The sequence below is a fragment of the Pseudomonas siliginis genome (genome assembly GCF_024072275.1).
In the GTDB taxonomy this organism is placed as follows: domain Bacteria; phylum Pseudomonadota; class Gammaproteobacteria; order Pseudomonadales; family Pseudomonadaceae; genus Aquipseudomonas; species Aquipseudomonas siliginis.
Genome location: NZ_CP099598.1, coordinates 5,974,259 through 5,992,118 on the forward strand (window position 1 = coordinate 5,974,259; position 17,860 = coordinate 5,992,118).

The following is a 17,860-nucleotide window of genomic DNA, read 5'->3' on the forward strand; positions in this document are numbered from 1 at the left end:
TAGCAAGCGGGAGCCTCGCGGCTCCCGCTGCGGCTTACCAGGTTTGGGTGGCCTTGAACTTCTCGATACCGGCTTTCATGCCAGCGTCGATTTCGTCATTGAAGTCACCTTTAACGTTGATCTTGGCCATCAAATCGGCGTGATCGCGGTTGAAGAAAGCAATCAGCGCTTGTTCGAAGCTGCCGACCTTGGCGATTTCAATGTCAGTCAGGAACCCACGCTCAGCGGCATACAGCGACAGCGCCATGTCAGCGATCGACATTGGTGCGTATTGCTTCTGCTTCATCAGCTCGGTAACGCGCTGACCATGCTCAAGTTGCTTGCGGGTCGCTTCGTCCAGGTCAGAAGCGAACTGGGCGAATGCCGCCAGTTCACGGTACTGAGCCAGAGCGGTACGGATACCACCGGAGAGCTTCTTGATGATCTTGGTCTGAGCGGCACCACCCACACGGGATACCGAAACACCGGCGTTCACTGCAGGGCGGATGCCCGAGTTGAACATGGCCGATTCCAGGAAGATCTGACCGTCGGTGATGGAAATCACGTTGGTCGGAACGAACGCGGAAACGTCGCCAGCCTGGGTTTCGATGATCGGCAGTGCGGTCAGGGAACCGGTTTTGCCGGTCACTGCGCCGTTGGTGAACTTCTCTACGTATTCTTCCGAAACGCGGGATGCGCGCTCCAGCAGACGGGAGTGGAGATAGAACACGTCGCCTGGGTAAGCTTCACGGCCTGGTGGACGGCGCAGCAGCAGGGAAATCTGGCGGTAAGCCACTGCCTGCTTGGACAGATCGTCATAAACGATCAGCGCGTCTTCACCGCGGTCGCGGAAGAATTCACCCATGGTGCAACCGGAGTACGGTGCCAGGAATTGCAGCGCAGGAGATTCCGAAGCACTGGCAGCCACGATGATCGTGTTGGCCAGGGCGCCGTTTTCTTCCAGCTTGCGAACCACGTTGGCGATGGTCGATTGCTTCTGACCGATGGCTACGTAGACGCAGAAAATGCCGCTGTCTTTCTGGTTGATGATCGCGTCGATCGCCAGAGCGGTTTTACCGATCTGACGGTCACCGATGATCAGCTCACGCTGGCCACGGCCGACAGGGATCATGGCATCGACAGCCTTGTAGCCAGTCTGTACAGGCTGGTCTACCGACTTACGCCAGATCACGCCTGGAGCAACTTTCTCGACCGCGTCGGTCTCGGTGTTGCCCAGTGGACCTTTGCCGTCAACAGGGTTACCCAGAGCATCGACTACGCGGCCCAGCAATTCCTTACCAACAGGAACTTCGAGGATGCGGCCGGTGCACTTGGCGCTCATGCCTTCAGCCAGCGACTGGTAGGAGCCCAATACCACGGCACCTACGGAGTCCTGCTCCAGGTTGAGGGCCATACCGTAGACGCCGCCCGGAAACTCGATCATCTCGCCGTACATGACGTCGGCCAGACCGTGAATCCGCACGATGCCGTCAGATACGCTGACGACAGTGCCTTCGTTACGGGCTTGGGAGGTCACATCGAGCTTGTCGATGCGGCCCTTGATAATTTCACTTATTTCGGAAGGATTGAGTTGCTGCATTGCTCTGCTGCCCCTTCAAACTCAAGATTTCAATGCTTCGGCAAGTTTCGCGATTTTGCCGCGAATCGAGCCATCGATAACCAGGTCGCCGGCGCGGATCACGACACCACCAATCAAGGCAGCGTCCTCCGCAACTTGCAGGCGCACTTCCCGGTTGAGTCGTGCACTGAGAACCTTGGCGAGTTTGTCTTGCTGTTCTTGGTTCAATGCAAATGCACTGGTTACTTCAACGTCTACCGATTTCTCTTGTTCGGCCTTGTACAGGTCGAACAGAGCGGCGATCTCCGGCAGAAGCAGGAGACGGTCGTTCTCGGCAACGACGTTGATGAAATTGCGTGCCTTTTCATCAAACTTGTCGCCGCACACGTCAATGAACGTGGCGGCCTTTTCTGCGCTCGTCAGTCGCGGGGCCTTGAGCACGCGCTGCAGGGTGTCGTCTTGCGACACCGCTGCTGCCAGGCCGAGCATGGCTGACCAATTGGCCAGTTGCTGGTGGGCCTGAGCGTGCTCGAAGGCCGCCTTAGCGTAAGGTCGGGCCAACGTGGTCAGTTCTGCCATGATCGCCCTCGCTTAGATTTCAGCAGCCAGTTGGTTAACCAGCTCTGCGTGCGCGTTTTGATCGATTGTGGCACCCAGGATCTTCTCGGCGCCGCCAACAGCCAGCAAGCCCACTTGGGCACGCAGCTTGTCTTTGACGCTGTTCAGTTCCTGTTCGATCTCGGCTTGAGCCTGAACCTTCACACGGTCAGCGTCGATACGGGCTTTTTCAACAGCCTCTTCGACGATCTGGTTACCGCGTTTCTTGGCTTGCTCGATGATTTCAGCTGCCTGAGCTTTCGCTTCGCGCAGTTGCTGACCCGCTTTCTCTTGGGCCAACTCCAGGTCGCGAGCTGCACGGCTGGCAGCGTCCAGACCATCAGCGATCTTCTTTTGACGTTCGTGCAGAGCAGCGATGACCGGAGGCCATACATACTTCATGCAGAACAGTACAAAAATCAGGAACGCAACGGACTGGCCAATCAGGGTCGCATTAATGTTCACGCCAACACCTCGCAGTTACGTTGTCCATCACACCAAATTACCCGGAAGATCCGAGTAATCAGCCAGCGATCTGACCAACGAACGGGTTCGCAAAGGTGAAGAACAGAGCGATACCAACACCGATCATGGTTACGGCGTCGAGCAGACCGGCAACGATGAACATTTTTACTTGCAGCATTGGAACCATTTCTGGCTGACGCGCTGCGCCTTCCAGGAACTTGCCGCCCAGCAGGCCGAAACCAATTGCGGTACCCAGTGCGCCCAGGCCGATCAACAGTGCAACAGCGATAGCGGTTAGACCAACTACAGTTTCCATCTTTCCTCCCGACTTTTACGTCGTATGGTTTAGGTTTTTTAGATTAAAGCGGTAAAACAAATCGTTTCAGCTGCCCCGCAAGGAGCTCCCTCCCGTTTGACCGGGAGGAACATCAGACTAGTCGAGACTGGTCTTAATGGTTTTCTTCGTGCGCCATCGACAGGTAGACGATGGTCAGCATCATGAAGATGAACGCCTGCAGGGTGATGATCAGGATGTGGAATACAGCCCACGCCCACTGCAGAACAACGCCCAGGCCGCTGAGCCAGAGCAGGCCGCTGCCGAACATCACAGCGATCAGAATGAACACCAGCTCGCCGGCATACATGTTGCCGAACAGACGCAGAGCCAGAGAGATCGGCTTGGCGATCAGGGTGACGAATTCCAGCAGGAAGTTCACCGGTATCAGCAGGGCCTGAACGAAGATGTTCTTGCTGCCGAACGGGTGCAGGGTCAGTTCGCCGATGAAGCCGCCGATGCCCTTGACCTTGATGCTGTAGAAAATGATCAGTGCGAACACCGAGAACGCCATGCCCAGAGTCGCGTTCGGGTCGGTAGTCGACACGGCGCGGAACGGGATGTGGGCATCGCCGGAGATCAGGATGGCCAGCTGAGGAATCCAGTCGACCGGTACCAGGTCGACGGCGTTCATCAGGAACACCCAGACGAAGATGGTCAGTGCCAGCGGTGCAATCACCGGGCTACGGCCATGGAAGCTGTCTTTCACGCTGCCATCGACGAATTCGACCAATACTTCAACGAAGTTCTGCAAGGCACCCGGCTGACCCGAAGTCGCTTTCTTTGCCGCCATGCGGAAAAGAAGAACGAAGATCAGACCCAGCGCGACCGACCAGCCGAGGGTATCGACGTGGAAAGCCCAGAAGCCCATTTCCTTGGCTTCTGCTGCGGTGTGGGCAAAGCCCCAGCCGCCGTTGGGTAGCTGACCGAAAGTCAGGTTCTGCAAGTGGTGCTGGATATAGCCCGAAGCGGTTGTCTCTGCCATGGTTGCCTCAAACGCCCTAAGGTCTCGAAAGTCTTGTTCTCATCAGCAGGGGAGCGAACCAGCTGACCGACTGCGTCAGCACGAACACGCCGAATACTGCGATCGGCGCCAGTGGCTTCACACCTGCGAACACCAGTGCAAACAGCACTGCCGTCAAAATAAGTTTGCCTGCCTCGCCGGCATAAAAAGACCGGACGATGGACTGGGCTGCTCGGGCGCCGGAAAACCGAAATGCCCTGTGAGCGAAATAAACATTGGGCAGCAAGGCTATCAGGCCTCCGCAAAGTCCCGAGTATCCGGCAACGACTCCATGCCATTGCCAGAGCGCCAAAGCGGCAATGAGCAGAATGACAAATTGAGCCATCAACACCGGAAAAACCGCCAGGCGATGGAAAGGCAAGCGGTTTGGCGTGCGGGTTCCCATCACAGTTGCTCTCCAATGGTCGGCTGCCGAAATCCAATAACTTGGCATAATTTGTGCCGACAAAATGCGCGCAGAGTATAGGGGCGGTTCTGCCCCTATTCAACTGTCAGGTAGTGATTTCCGACTGCGCGCTACATGAGGAAATGTTTCAGCGGATGTGTGCGAGCACACCTTGAAGCTCGTCGAGCGAGTTATAACCAATCACCAATTGGCCCTTGCCCTTCTTGCCATGGCGAATCTGCACCGCAGAGCCTAGGCGCTCGGCCAAACGCTGCTCGAGGCGAGCGATGTCCGGGTCAGGTTTTGCAGCTTCCACAGGCTCCGGTTTGCCACTCAACCACTGACGAACCAGTGCCTCAGTTTGGCGCACGGTCAGTCCTCGTGCGACAACATGTCGCGCCCCTTCGACCTGCTGATTGTCCGGCAGACCGAGCAAGGCACGCGCGTGACCCATTTCCAGGTCACCGTGCGACAGCATGGTCTTGATCACTTCGGGCAGTGCAATAAGTCGCAACAGGTTAGCCACAGTCACCCGCGACTTACCCACAGCCTCGGCAACCTGTTGCTGAGTCAGCTGGAATTCCTGCTGCAAGCGCTGCAAGGCGACGGCTTCTTCGATCGGGTTGAGGTCTTCACGCTGGATGTTCTCGATCAGCGCAATCGCAATGGCGGTTTCATCCGGCACATCGCGAACCATCGCCGGGATGGTTTCCTGCCCGGCCTGCTGACTGGCGCGCCAGCGGCGTTCACCGGCAATGATCTCAAACCGGCCGCCACCAATCGGGCGTACCACGATCGGCTGCATCACGCCTTGGGCCTTGATCGACTGCGCCAGCTCTTCCAGGGCCTGCGGGTCCATGTCACGGCGCGGCTGATATTTGCCACGCTGCAGCAGGTCCAGCGGCAGGTGTTGCAGTTCGCGGGTGTCGGCCTGCGCGGCTTGTTCTTCCAGCGCGCTGACCGTCGGACCACTCAGCAGTGCATCGAGTCCACGTCCGAGACCTCGTTTCTTGACGGCCATGGGGATTCCTTAAGTTGGCTGAGCAGCAGCAATGCGTGAATTTTTGCGCTGACGACGAACCATCTCGCCTGCCAGAGCCAGATAGGCCAGGGCACCACGCGATTGCTTGTCGTAAGCCAGCGCCGGCATGCCGTAGCTCGGTGCTTCGGCCAAGCGAATGTTGCGCGGGATCACCGTGTCGTACAGCTGATCGCCGAAGTGCTCCTTGAGCTGCGCCGAAACATCGTTCATCAGGCTCAAGCGCGGGTCGTACATGGTCCGCAGCAGGCCTTCGACTTTCAGGTTCGGGTTGAGCAGCTCGGCGATGCGCTTGATGTTATCCACAAGGTCGCTCAAACCTTCCAGCGCAAAGTATTCGCACTGCATGGGGATAATCACCCCGTCAGCGGCGACCAGTGCGTTGAGTGTGAGCATCGACAGCGACGGTGGGCAGTCGATCAAAATGTAATCGTAGTTGTCACGGATCGGCGCCAGCGCGCTGCGCAGACGGCTTTCCTTCATCTGCATTTCCAGCAGCACCACTTCGGCCGCGGTCAGATCGCGGTTGGCCGGCAGCAATTGATAACCGCCGTGCTCGGAGAAGTGCATGGCCTGACCCAGGTCGCATTCACCGATCAGCAGATCGTAGACCGAGTTTTCCAGACCATGTTTATCCACACCGCTACCCATGGTGGCGTTGCCCTGTGGATCGAGATCGATCAACAGCACCCGGCGCTTGGTCGCGACCAGGGATGCTGCGAGGTTGATGCAGGTGGTGGTTTTGCCCACACCACCCTTCTGGTTCGCTATCGCGAATACCTTAGCCATTCTTGCTTGTGTTCCCAATCATGCCGTGCGGCGCAGTATCAGCAGATGGCGTTGGCCTTGGCAACCGGGGACGGCCAGGGCGTGTTCGCTATCGAGTTTGAAATCTGCCGGCAATGCTACCAGCTCATCGGCCGGATGAACGCCCTTCATTGCCAGCCAGCGTGTATCGGCATCGCCCAAGTGGCGAGTCCAGTTGGTGAAGTTTTCCATGCTGCTGAAGGCCCGGGAAATGATCCCGTTGAATGGTTGCGCAGGCTGGAACGCTTCGACGCGACTGTGGATAACTTGCAGGTTATCCAGCTTCAGTTCGAGTTTGACCTGAGTCAGAAAGCGGGTTTTCTTGCCATTGCTGTCCAGACAGGTCACCTGCGAGTCCGGATACAGGATCGCCAGCGGAATACCAGGCATGCCACCACCACTGCCGACATCGAGCCAGCGACCGTTTTCGATAAACGACATCACGCTGAGACTATCGAGCAAGTGCCGCGAAACCATTTCGTCCGGATCGCGCACAGCGGTCAGGTTGTAGGCCTGGTTCCATTTGATCAACAGGGCCAGGTAACCCAGCAGCAATTTGTGCTGGGTTTCTGTGAGATTGACACCGAGCTCGCGGGCTCCTGTGGATAACTCTTCGGCGTGTTGCGAAGTGACCTTGGCACTCAAGCGCTTTGCTCCAACTGACGGCCCGCGCCGCGTTTTTTCAAATGAATCATCAACAGCGAAATCGCCGCCGGGGTTACGCCCGGGATCCGCGAAGCCTGGCCCAGCGTTTCGGGACGTGTGGCGCCGAGCTTGCTCTGGATCTCCTTGGACAGACCGGAGATGTTGGTGTAATCGATATCCACAGGCAATTTTGTGTCTTCGCTGGCACGCAGACGAGCGATTTCGTCCTGTTGGCGGTCGATGTAACCGGCGTATTTGGTCTTGATCTCAACCTGCTCGGCGACCTGTGGATCTTCGGCGCCCTGCCCGGTCACTTCGACCAGACCGGCGTAATCGATTTCCGGACGGCTCAACAGGTTGAGCAAGTTGTATTCGTGGGTTAGCGGCGTGCCGAACTTGTCAGCAATAGCATCGCCCTGCGGAGTATTTGGCCGCACCCAAGTGCTTTTCAGGCGCTGCTCTTCAAGCTCAATGCTTTCGCGTTTCTTGCAGAAGGCCGCCCAGCGCGCGTCATCGACCAGACCGAGTTCGCGACCTTTTTCGGTCAGGCGCAGGTCGGCGTTGTCTTCGCGCAGAATCAGGCGGTATTCGGCGCGGGACGTGAACATACGGTACGGCTCTTGGGTACCGAGGGTGATCAGGTCGTCTACCAGAACGCCGATGTACGCTTCATCGCGGCGCGGACACCAGGCTTCTTTGCCCTTGGCCCGCAGCGCAGCGTTGGCCCCGGCGAGCAGACCTTGAGCGCCGGCTTCTTCGTAACCGGTGGTGCCGTTGATCTGCCCGGCGAAGAACAGACCGCCGATGACTTTGGTTTCCAGACTGTACTTCAGATCGCGGGGATCGAAGTAGTCGTACTCGATCGCATAACCCGGACGCACGATGTGCGCGTTTTCCATACCGCGGATCGATTGCACGATCTGCAATTGCACGTCGAACGGCAGGCTTGTGGATATCCCGTTCGGATACAGCTCATGGGTGGTCAGACCTTCCGGTTCGATGAACACCTGATGGCTTTCCTTGTCGGCAAAGCGATGAATCTTGTCTTCGATCGACGGGCAATAACGCGGGCCGACACCTTCGATTTCACCGGCAGCGGAATACATCGGCGAACGATCAAGATTCGCCGCGATGATTTCGTGGGTACGCGCATTGGTATGGGTAATCCAGCAACTGACCTGGCGCGGATGCTGCTCCTTGCTGCCCATGAACGACATCACCGGGATCGGAGTGTCACCCGGCTGCTCGGTCATCACCGAGAAATCCACAGATTTGCCATCAATACGCGGCGGTGTACCGGTCTTCAGGCGCCCGACACGCAATGGCAACTCACGCAGACGGTGGGCCAGAGCAATCGACGGTGGATCACCGGCGCGACCGCCGGAGAAATTCTGCAAACCGATGTGGATAAGTCCGCCGAGGAATGTACCGGTGGTCAACACCACGGAATCGGCGAAGAAACGCAGCCCCATCTGTGTAACCACACCACGGACTTGCTCCTGCTCGACGATCAGGTCGTCAGCAGCCTGTTGAAATATCCACAGGTTTGGCTGGTTTTCCAGGATTTCGCGGACAGCGGCCTTATAGAGAATTCGGTCGGCTTGCGCACGGGTGGCCCGTACTGCCGGGCCTTTGCGGCTGTTCAACACGCGAAACTGGATGCCGCCCTTGTCGGTAGCCATGGCCATCGCGCCGCCGAGGGCATCGATTTCCTTGACCAGATGGCTTTTGCCGATGCCACCGATGGCCGGGTTGCAACTCATGGCGCCGAGGGTTTCCACGTTATGCGTCAGCAACAGGGTTTTTGCCCCCATGCGTGCTGACGCCAGTGCTGCCTCGGTACCGGCATGACCGCCGCCGATGACGATCACTTCAAAACGGGAAGGGAAATCCACCACGCACCTCGTGCCTGCTTAAGTAGGTCATTCAGGAAATATTGAAACCAGGTTTCTGGACCTGGTCGGCAAGTATAGGGACTTCGCCCTTTCTAAAGAACCCTTTGCACAAAATTTAACCAGCTGTGGAGAACTCGAGGTTAAAAAAAATAAAAAAGAGAGAAATTTATAAAACCTTTGTTTTTATGTTTATTCTTACTGAGCACCATTTCTGTGGATAGATCGCTACAGGCCATGTATTACAATGTGTACAGAGATTAAAAACCCTGTGCTCATGTGGCAATGAGGCCCTTGGATAACCGGTGTAAGCCTGTGGATGAAAGGGATGGTTATCCACAGAGCGGGTTATATCCAGTTTTCAACCCCCTTTATCAACTGACCTCAGGAGCAGTTATTCACAGGGCTTAGTCCACAGAAAATCGCCAACATGTCTTTTTCCGGACGCAAAAAAAGCGTCAGCTAGGGATTAGTGACGCTCGGCAAGCCAAGGGCAGGAAATGAAAAGGCTATTGTGAGAGGACGTAACAGAAGCTAATAATAGCCATTATCATTAAAACATCAGTTTCTCCCATGCCCCTACCCGCCCACACCGCTGCGATCGAGCAAATCTACGAGCAACATCATTCGTGGCTGTATGGTTGGCTCAAGGGCAAACTGCACAACGCCTGCGATGCAGCCGATGTGGCGCATGACACGTTTTTGCGAGTTCTGGCGGCGCGCAATGCAGCTCATATTCGTGAGCCGAGGGATTACCTGACGACTATTGCGCGCGGCCTGGTCATCGATCGTTATAGACGCAGGGCGATTGAAAGCGCTTATCTGCAGGCCCTCGCAGCTCGGCCGGAAGCGTCAGTCATTAGCGAAGAAGACAGGGCGCTGATCATTGAAACCCTGATCGCTGTGGATAAAGCATTGACCGGGCTGGGTCCGCGAACACGGCAGATCTTCATGCTTTCGCAAGTCGACGGACTGACTTATCAACAGATCGCCGTGCAATTGAGAGTCTCGCTGACCACAGTAAAAAAACACATGATCCGCGCCCTGACTGAGTGCGCCCTGCTCATGGCGCAGCCATGATGGCCGCCGCTGCAAACCGTCAGCTATTGGAAACTGCCGCCAGCTGGTATGTGCAGTTTCAGTCTCAGCCACCGAGCCTTGCCGAACAAAAGGCCTGGCAGTTGTGGATAGACAGCGATCCAGCGCATCTGGCGGCGTGGAACCAGATGGAACAATTGCAGCGCCACCTCGGTACGCTGCCGCAGGATCTGAAACGATGTGCGCTCAATAACACTGGTCAGCACCGCCGGCAGGTGCTCAAGCTGTTGCTGCTCGCAGCGGGAACAGGCTTCGTTGGCTGGAGTGCTCAACGACACACATCCCTCGGCAACGTTTGGGCCGACTATAAAACCGGTGTGGGTCAGCGTCGCACCATCAGCCTGGCCGATGGCAGCCAGATCCAGCTCAACACCGACTCGGCCATCGATGTTTCTTTCGACGCAGCGCAACGCCTGATTCAACTGCGTGCCGGTGAAATCCTCATCCAAACCGGCAAGCTTGGCGATCAGCGGCCGTTTTATGTGCAAACCCGCGACGGGCGGATTCAAGCTTTGGGCACCCGGTTCTCGGTGCATCAGATGTCCAGCTCAACCAGAGTTGGGGTGCTGGAAGATCGAGTCAGCGTTCAACCCGCGCAGTCATCCACTGCTGCGCTCATTCTGAAAGCAGGCGAAGGCGCGGATTTCGATAGTCGGCACATCGGCCTCAGTCATTCCTTCCAGTCATCAGAAGTGGCCTGGATCAACGGCCAGTTGATCGTTTTCGACGCGCGCCTGGGCGATGTAATCGCGGAGTTGGGACGCTATCGCAGTGGTGTATTGCATTGTGATCGCCGCGCCCGGGATCTGCGGGTCTCCGGGACTTTCCGGCTCGATTCGACCGACGCAGTGCTGGCCAACCTTCAGGCCTCGTTGCCAATCAACGTGCGTTATTTCAGCCGTTATTGGATCTCGATCAGCCATAGCGCTTGATCAAAAAATGCCTGGGGAAAAATAATTTCAAGCAGGGTTATCTTTTTTCGCCCTGACCCGGCCCTACAGGTAATCGCGATAAACGCGGCTCTTCGCCACCTTCAGGGCTAATCCACACATGCGTCTTCCCACGTTCCGTCAGCGCTTTTCTCCACATTGCATTGCATGCAGCTTATTGATGGCCAGCGCTGCGTCTTGTCTGGTGATCAGCAACAGCGCCTTCGCGGCGTCGACATCCCAGCGCTTCGCCATTGCCGCCGGCCCGCTGGATAGTGCCTTGAGCCAGTTCGCCGCTGCCGCCAATGTGATTCTGTCGTTCTCGCCGCAGCAGACCAGCCGCTTGCGCAGTGCCGGTTTAAATGGCGATTTCAGCGTCGAACAAGGTTTCGCTCAATTGCTGCAAGGCTCGGGTTTACAGGCAGTGCCACAAGCACCCGGCAGTTACATTCTGCAGAACGTGCCCAGCGGTGACTCCCTGGAGCTGGCGCCGACCAACATCAATGCGCAGTTGGGTAATCCAATGAATCTGGATTACACCGCCGACGTCGGCTACAAGGCGCAAAACAGCCGGATCGGTACGAAAACCAATACGCCGCTGTCGGAAACACCGCGTTCCGTGTCAGTGGTGACCGGGCAGCGCATCAAGGATCAGAAATCCCAGACACTCACCGACGTACTCGGCTACGTGCCGGGGATCTTCGCCCCACCTTTTGCCGCCGGTGACAGTCTGGCTGGCGACCTGTTCTATATCCGTGGTTTCAACGCCACCGATTACGGCTACGGTTTGCTGCGCGATGGACTGCGCGTGCAGGGCAATCGCTATGACACCAGCACCGAGCCGTACGGACTTGAGCGGGTCGAGGTGTTCCGTGGCCCGTCTTCGCTGCTGTATGGCGAAAATGCGCCAGGCGGTCTGGTCAATCTGGTCAGCAAACGCCCGACCGCCGCGCCTCAGGGCGAAGTGCAACTGGGCTATGGCTCGAACAATCGCCGGCAAATCGGCGTAGATGTCTCCGGCCCGCTCAATGACAACGGCAACGTTCTCGGACGCGTGGTGATGCAGGGGCGCAAATCCGATACCCAGACCGAGCACGTTCCTGACGACCGGATTTATATCGCCCCTTCGCTGACCCTGAACTTCGACGATTTCAATACGCTGACGCTGCTGGCCAACTACCAGAAAGACCACACCAACATGGAGCTTGGCCTGCCGGCCGCCGGCACGTTGCTGAGTAATCCCAACGGCCAATTATCCAAAGACACAATGCTCGGCGACCCGGACTGGAATACCTTCGAACGGGAAACCTGGAGCAGCGGTTACGAGTTCAGCCACTCGTTCAACGACGACTGGCAGTTCCGCCAGAACTCGCGCTACATGCAGTCGCGCATCACCCGCCACGAAACCTGGCCGGGCAATCTGAACAACGCCGGTTTCGGCACGCGGTTGAACGTGACCGCTTACGATCGCTTCAACAAATCCATGGTGTATTCGCTGGATAACCAGCTCGAAGGCAAGTTCGAGGCGGGCGAGCTGGAAAACACCGTGCTGTTGGGCGTCAGCTACGATCGCACCTCGTTCAACCAGGACTGGAATGCCGGCGTTGTCGGGCCGATCGATGTGTATAACCCGGTTTACCTGCGCGATCCGACCACGCCAATTGCCGTGCAGAACACTTTGCTCGAGCAGCAGATGAAGGGTGTTTATGCACAGATTCAGAGCAAGTACGACCACTGGCTGTTCCTGCTGGGCGGGCGCCAGGACTGGGTCGACAGTGACTTCCGCGACAAGGTGGCGCGAGGCAGCAACATCAGCTCCGAGGACAAGAAGTTCACCTATCAGGGCGGCGTGATGTATGAGTTCGACAACGGCATGACGCCGTATGTCAGCTATTCAACAGCGTTCGTGCCGGTGCAGCAGATTTCCAATGCCGGCGCACCGCTTGATCCGATCACCAGCAGCCAGTACGAAGTGGGTTTGAAGTACGAACCGATGGGCTGGGACACCGCTTTCACCGCTTCGGTGTATGACCTGCGCAAGAAGGACGACACCTATTTCGACGCGACGACGTCAACCTATCGCCAGGTGGGCGAAAGCCGCGCCAAAGGGGTGGAGCTGGAACTCAACAGTAATTTGACGCAGAACCTTAATGTCACGGCGGCTTATACCTACACCGACGCAAAAATTACCAAGGATTCGGCGACGTCGCTGGTCAAGGGCCACCAAATGACCGGCGTGCCGCGTAATCAAGCGTCGGCCTGGGCGAAATATCGCTTCCTCGACGGTGATTTGAAAGGCTTGTATGTGGCCGGTGGCGTGCGTTATTTCGACAGTGCGTTTGCCTACACTTCGCCTTCTCTCTACGGAAAACTGGATGCCGGCGACGTGACATTGGTCGACGCGGCAGTTGGATATCAGATCGATACACACTGGAGTGTCGATCTGAACGCGAAGAACCTGTTCGATAAGGAATACGTTTCGGGATGCAACGATGCAGGTCGCTGTTACTGGGGCGAGGATCGTACTTTGCTCGGTACGGTGTCCTATAACTGGTGAACAAAAAAGGGGCTGTGGATGAATTATCCACAGCCCCCTCTTTTATTTGCCAATGCAGAAGCTGGAGAAAATCCGTCCGAGCAAATCATCAGAACTGAACGCCCCGGTAATTTCACCCAGGGAATGTTGAGCCTGGCGCAAATCCTCAGCGAGCAACTCCCCAGCGCCCGCCAGGGTCAGTTGCGCGCGGCCATGTTCCAATGCCGCGCTGGCGTGGCGCAGTGCCTCCAGATGCCGGCGACGTGCGCTGAAGCTGCTTTCCGAGGTCTGCTCGTAACCCATGCACGCCTTTAGATGATCACGCAGCAGATCGAGGCCTTCGGCAGACTTGGCACTGAGACTGATGGTCACGTGGCCGTCGTCACTGGTTTCCAGAGCAATCGCTTCACCGGTCAGATCGGCTTTGTTCCGGATCAGGGTGACTTTCGCCGGATCCGGTCGAGACTCAAGGAATTCTGGCCACAAGGCAAAAGGATCCAGTGCTTCTGGTGCGGTCGCATCGACCACCAGCAAAACCCGATCCGCTTCACCGATGGCTTTCAACGCCCGTTCCACACCGATCTTTTCCACATGATCATCGGTGTCACGCAGCCCTGCAGTATCGACCACATGCAACGGCATCCCGTCGATGTGGATATGTTCGCGCAAAATATCCCGCGTAGTACCGGCAATTTCGGTGACGATGGCGGCTTCGCGACCGGCCAATGCATTCAACAGGCTGGATTTACCGGCATTCGGCCGCCCAGCGATGACGACTGTCATACCATCACGCAACAATGCGCCCTGCCCCGCTTCGCGCAGCACTGTGGATAACTCATCGCGTACCTTATCGAGCATGCCCAATACATGACCGTCGGCGAGAAAGTCGATTTCCTCTTCCGGGAAGTCGATGGCGGCTTCGACGTAGATACGCAAACCGATCAGCTGCTCGGTCAAGTTATGCACACGCTGGGAAAACGCACCCTGCAATGAACGCAGCGCATTGCGCGCAGCCTGTGCAGAACTGGCTTCGATCAAATCGGCTATTGCTTCGGCCTGGGCCAGATCGAGTTTGTCATTGAGGAAGGCGCGCTCGCTGAATTCACCTGGACGGGCCAGACGGCAGCCCAGTTCCAGACAACGCTTGAGCAACATGTCCAGAACGATCGGGCCGCCATGGCCCTGCAATTCCAAGACGTCTTCGCCGGTGAACGAGTTCGGCCCCGGGAAATACAAAGCCAGACCTTCGTCCAGCACCTGCTGGTCGTCACTGAAAAACGGTCCGTAATGGGCGTAACGTGGTTTCAGTTCTCGGCCGCTGATGGCTATTGCCGCAACGCTGGCCAACGGCCCGGAAATACGGACGATGCCCACACCGCCGCGCCCTTGAGCGGTGGCGACAGCGGCGATGGTTTCACGGGGTGTGCTCATAAAGCGGCATCCAGACAAAAGTGGCAGATAGCAAAACGCCCCACTAGGGGGCGCTTTGAGTGGTGTTATCCACAGTGCAAGTTACGCCTCGGCTTTTTTCGTCGCCGCTTCGATCTTACGCGTGATGTACCACTGTTGTGCAATCGACAGGCAGTTGTTCACAACCCAGTACAGCACCAGGCCCGCCGGGAACCACAGGAAGAAGAAGGTGAAGATGATTGGCATCATTTTCATGACCTTCGCCTGCATCGGATCCGGAGGCGTCGGGTTCAGCTGCTGCTGGATGAACATGGTTGCGCCCATGATGATCGGCAGAATGAAGAACGGATCCTTGATCGACAGGTCAGTGATCCACAGCATGAACGGCGCCTGGCGCATTTCCACGCTTTCCAGCAGAACCCAGTACAGCGACAGGAAGACCGGCATCTGCACGAGGATCGGCAAGCAGCCGCCCAGTGGATTGATCTTCTCTTTCTTGTACAGCTCCATCATGGCCTGCGACATTTTCTGCCGGTCATCGCCATGTTGCTCTTTCAGCGCAGCCAGTTTCGGAGCCACGGCACGCATGCGCGCCATCGATTTGTAGCTGGCGGCCGACAGCGGGAAGAAGATCCCTTTGATCAGCATGGTCAGGAAGATGATCGACCAGCCCCAGTTACCGACAATGGCGTGGATATGTTGCAGCAGCCAGAAGATCGGCTGGGCAATGAACCACAGAATGCCGTAGTCGACGGTCAGTTCCAGACCTGGGGACAACTCTTTCAACACAGCCTGGCTTTTCGGACCTGCGTACAGCACAGCGCTGGTTTCAACTTTTGCACCTGGAGCAGCGGTCAGAGTCGGACCGGTGTAACCGATGATGTAGTTGCCTTTGCTGTCTTTACGGGTCTGGACGATATTGTTCTCGCCCTTGGCCGGAATCCACGCGGTCACGAAGTAGTGCTGCAGCCAGGCTACCCAACCACCGGTGACGGTTTCCTTGAGCTGCGCCTTGTCCATGTCCTTCATCGACACTTTCTTGTACGGCTCGGAACTTGTCCACAGGGCGGCGCCCAGGTAAGTCGCGGTGCCAGTAGCAGTGGTCGACGAAGGATCAGCGCTGGCGTCGCGCTTCAACTGGGCAAACATTGCGCCGTTCCAGGGCTGAGCGCTCTGGTTATCCACAATGTAGGAGACAGCGACGTCGTACAGCCCACGTTTCATTGTGAAACGCTTGATGTAGTTGACGCCGTCTTTGCTGAATTTCAGGTCAACGACGAGTTGATCCTGACCGTCAGCCAGTTGGTAAACCTTCTTCTCCGAGGAATAAACCGGACGACCGGCCGGGTTTGCATCCGGGCCGTTGGTACCGATCAGACCGCTTTGCGCCAGATATACACGCTCGCCGCCGTTATCGAACAGCTGGAACGGAACGTCAGGACGATCCTGACGACGTGGATACAAAGGCAGAGTCAGTTGCGCAACGTCGCCACCCTGCGGATCGATCGCCAGATCGAGCACATCGGTCTTGACCTGAATCAGATCCTTGCTGGCGGCGACCGGCGTTTCGGCAGGTGCGCTGGTATCGCTGGCGGCGCGCGGAATATCGTCACTGGCAGCATTTGTGCCAGTGGCGGTGTCCGGCAAACCGGATGTAGTCGTACTGGAAGCAACATTCTGAGTCGGCAGGGCAGCCTGGCCATAATCCTGGTTCCATTTAAGAACCATGACGTAGGACACGATTGCCAGGGCGACGATCAGGATCGTGCGTTTGATATCCATGATTACTCGGCCATCGAAGAAGAACGGGAGGTAGGGACAGGTGGAACCGGGTCATAACCACCGGGATTCCACGGATGACAGCGACCTAAACGACGAAAGGTCAGCCAGCCACCGCGCAGAAGGCCATGATTTTCAATGGCTTCATACGCGTAGCAGGAACAACTGGGGTAGAAGCGACAGTGGCTGGCCATTAAAGGACTAATGGCATAGCGATAAAACTGGATCGGAACGAGGGCCAGTTTACGCATCGGTACTGTCTACCCCTACAGTTTCGGTTTTGACTGCCGGAACGGGCTTGTTGCGTGCCAGACGCTTCCAGAGTTTGCCGAAATGCTGAATCAATTCGGGGTTTTCTACATCACCCAAACCTTTGCGCGCGACGATAACGATGTCCCAGCCGACCAGTGAATCCTGGTGCAGACGGAACGATTCGCGCATCAGACGTTTAAGGCGATTGCGCTCAACGGAGAGCTTTACGCTCTTTTTCCCGATAACCAGCCCGAGACGGGGGTGATCAAGATCGTTGTTGCGTGCAAGGAGCAGGAGATTTTTCCCCGGAACCTTGCCGGTAGGGGAGTCAAAGACTGCCTTGAAATGCCGGGGGGTAAGCAGACGCTTTTCCCGACTGAAGTCCTGACTCACCTCCAGTACCGGATTATCAAACTGCCAGACGCGCACGACCTTTGGCGCGACGACGCGACAGGACTGCGCGGCCGTTCTTGGTAGCCATGCGAGCACGGAAACCGTGGGTACGAGCGCGTTTGATAGTGCTTGGTTGGAAAGTACGTTTCATGTCGTGTTACCTGGTTCGTCCACAACGGGCCGGAATGGCCCCCGTTTTAAGAGACCGGGGATTCTAGAGAAAGCAAGCCTTCAGGTCAATTTCCAACCAGCGTTTCCTTATAAATAGATCCGGGGAGGGTTTCAGCTCGAAAGCCTGTCAGCCTGATATAGAAATAAAGAAGGGAATTATTTAAAGCTTTTCTGTAAAGCTTGTAAAAGCTAGACACGTCATCTTCTGTGGATAACTGCTATCAGGCCTTATTTTGTGTGGTGTACAGAGAATGACAACTACAGTGGAAAACCGTGTTCAGCCTGTGCTGCGCTATCGGAAAAGCTGTGTGTGAAAGGGCTTGTTATCCACAGGCTGGTTATCCACCGGGTTTAGCCCCCAGTTGTCCAGTGCCCTCAGAGGTGTTTATCCACAGGGCTTATTTATGTGCCGTTGGTCGCCTTTTAATGCTTTAACGCATTGATAAATGATGGAGATGGACCTACCTGCATGTGGATAAGTGAACCGCTCGCCGCTACAATGGCCGCTTGTTTTTGCCTCACCGGCTTTCAACTTAGGGGATATCC

General features: G+C 56.7%; 18 protein-coding genes. 3 read left to right on the top strand and 15 right to left on the bottom strand.

Annotation, left to right across the window (positions count from 1 at the left end; all coding sequences use genetic code 11):
- Positions 1-34 precede the first annotated feature (34 nt).
- The 10 genes from atpA to mnmG form a co-directional block, all read right to left on the bottom strand.
- Positions 35-1,579: a F0F1 ATP synthase subunit alpha gene (atpA, locus tag NF676_RS27465; protein ID WP_016772405.1), complete on the bottom strand. Its 1,545-nt coding sequence runs from the start codon at positions 1,577-1,579 to the stop codon at positions 35-37.
- Positions 1,580-1,600: 21 nt separating this feature from the next.
- Entirely contained in the window at positions 1,601-2,137 is a 537-nt protein-coding gene (locus NF676_RS27470; RefSeq protein WP_016772404.1) for a F0F1 ATP synthase subunit delta, read from the bottom strand.
- Positions 2,138-2,149: 12 nt separating this feature from the next.
- Positions 2,150-2,620, bottom strand: a complete 471-nt coding sequence (locus NF676_RS27475) for a F0F1 ATP synthase subunit B (RefSeq protein ID WP_016772403.1) — start codon at positions 2,618-2,620, stop codon at positions 2,150-2,152.
- Between the two features lie 58 nt (positions 2,621-2,678).
- Complete coding sequence (gene atpE / locus NF676_RS27480; protein ID WP_003097235.1) at positions 2,679-2,936, bottom strand: F0F1 ATP synthase subunit C; 258 nt, start codon at positions 2,934-2,936, stop codon at positions 2,679-2,681.
- Positions 2,937-3,069: 133 nt separating this feature from the next.
- Positions 3,070-3,939 (bottom strand): F0F1 ATP synthase subunit A, encoded by an 870-nt coding sequence (gene atpB / locus NF676_RS27485; RefSeq protein ID WP_016772402.1) that lies wholly within the window; start codon positions 3,937-3,939, stop codon positions 3,070-3,072.
- A 16-nt stretch (positions 3,940-3,955) separates the two neighbouring features.
- Complete coding sequence (locus NF676_RS27490; protein WP_056791105.1) at positions 3,956-4,363, bottom strand: F0F1 ATP synthase subunit I; 408 nt, start codon at positions 4,361-4,363, stop codon at positions 3,956-3,958.
- 148 nt (positions 4,364-4,511) lie between these two features.
- Entirely contained in the window at positions 4,512-5,384 is an 873-nt protein-coding gene (locus tag NF676_RS27495) for a ParB/RepB/Spo0J family partition protein (protein ID WP_007960777.1), read from the bottom strand.
- A gap of 9 nt (positions 5,385-5,393) precedes the next feature.
- Positions 5,394-6,191, bottom strand: coding sequence for a ParA family protein (locus NF676_RS27500; RefSeq protein ID WP_016772400.1), 798 nt, complete (start codon positions 6,189-6,191; stop codon positions 5,394-5,396).
- 18 nt (positions 6,192-6,209) lie between these two features.
- Positions 6,210-6,854: a 16S rRNA (guanine(527)-N(7))-methyltransferase RsmG gene (gene rsmG / locus NF676_RS27505; protein WP_095182341.1), complete on the bottom strand. Its 645-nt coding sequence runs from the start codon at positions 6,852-6,854 to the stop codon at positions 6,210-6,212.
- On the bottom strand, positions 6,851-8,749 hold the full coding sequence (gene mnmG, locus NF676_RS27510; RefSeq protein ID WP_252877167.1) for a tRNA uridine-5-carboxymethylaminomethyl(34) synthesis enzyme MnmG: 1,899 nt from the start codon (positions 8,747-8,749) through the stop codon (positions 6,851-6,853). Before mnmG ends, rsmG begins: the two co-directional genes overlap by 4 nt.
- A gap of 570 nt (positions 8,750-9,319) precedes the next feature.
- On the opposite strand from mnmG, the gene NF676_RS27515 reads away from it, so the two are divergent.
- From NF676_RS27515 to NF676_RS27525, 3 genes are all read left to right on the top strand, one after another.
- On the top strand, positions 9,320-9,826 hold the full coding sequence (locus NF676_RS27515; protein ID WP_252887057.1) for a sigma-70 family RNA polymerase sigma factor: 507 nt from the start codon (positions 9,320-9,322) through the stop codon (positions 9,824-9,826).
- The gene (locus NF676_RS27520) at positions 9,826-10,776 is read left to right on the top strand and encodes a FecR domain-containing protein (protein ID WP_252887058.1); all 951 of its coding nucleotides are present in this window, start codon (positions 9,826-9,828) and stop codon (positions 10,774-10,776) included. The genes NF676_RS27515 and NF676_RS27520 overlap by 1 nt, the downstream gene beginning before the upstream one ends.
- Positions 10,777-10,894: 118 nt before the next feature.
- Positions 10,895-13,330, top strand: a complete 2,436-nt coding sequence (locus tag NF676_RS27525) for a TonB-dependent siderophore receptor (protein ID WP_252887059.1) — start codon at positions 10,895-10,897, stop codon at positions 13,328-13,330.
- A gap of 42 nt (positions 13,331-13,372) precedes the next feature.
- On the opposite strand, the gene mnmE is transcribed toward NF676_RS27525, so the two are convergent.
- The 5 genes from mnmE to rpmH form a co-directional block, all read right to left on the bottom strand.
- Complete coding sequence (mnmE, locus tag NF676_RS27530; protein ID WP_041476524.1) at positions 13,373-14,740, bottom strand: tRNA uridine-5-carboxymethylaminomethyl(34) synthesis GTPase MnmE; 1,368 nt, start codon at positions 14,738-14,740, stop codon at positions 13,373-13,375.
- A gap of 81 nt (positions 14,741-14,821) precedes the next feature.
- Entirely contained in the window at positions 14,822-16,501 is a 1,680-nt protein-coding gene (gene yidC / locus NF676_RS27535) for a membrane protein insertase YidC (protein WP_041476523.1), read from the bottom strand.
- A 2-nt stretch (positions 16,502-16,503) separates the two neighbouring features.
- Positions 16,504-16,749 (bottom strand): membrane protein insertion efficiency factor YidD, encoded by a 246-nt coding sequence (gene yidD / locus NF676_RS27540; protein WP_027901580.1) that lies wholly within the window; start codon positions 16,747-16,749, stop codon positions 16,504-16,506.
- Positions 16,742-17,143: a ribonuclease P protein component gene (gene rnpA, locus NF676_RS27545; protein WP_024014946.1), complete on the bottom strand. Its 402-nt coding sequence runs from the start codon at positions 17,141-17,143 to the stop codon at positions 16,742-16,744. Before rnpA ends, yidD begins: the two co-directional genes overlap by 8 nt.
- 16 nt (positions 17,144-17,159) lie before the next feature.
- Positions 17,160-17,294, bottom strand: coding sequence for a 50S ribosomal protein L34 (rpmH, locus tag NF676_RS27550; RefSeq protein WP_003213577.1), 135 nt, complete (start codon positions 17,292-17,294; stop codon positions 17,160-17,162).
- Positions 17,295-17,860 lie beyond the last annotated feature (566 nt).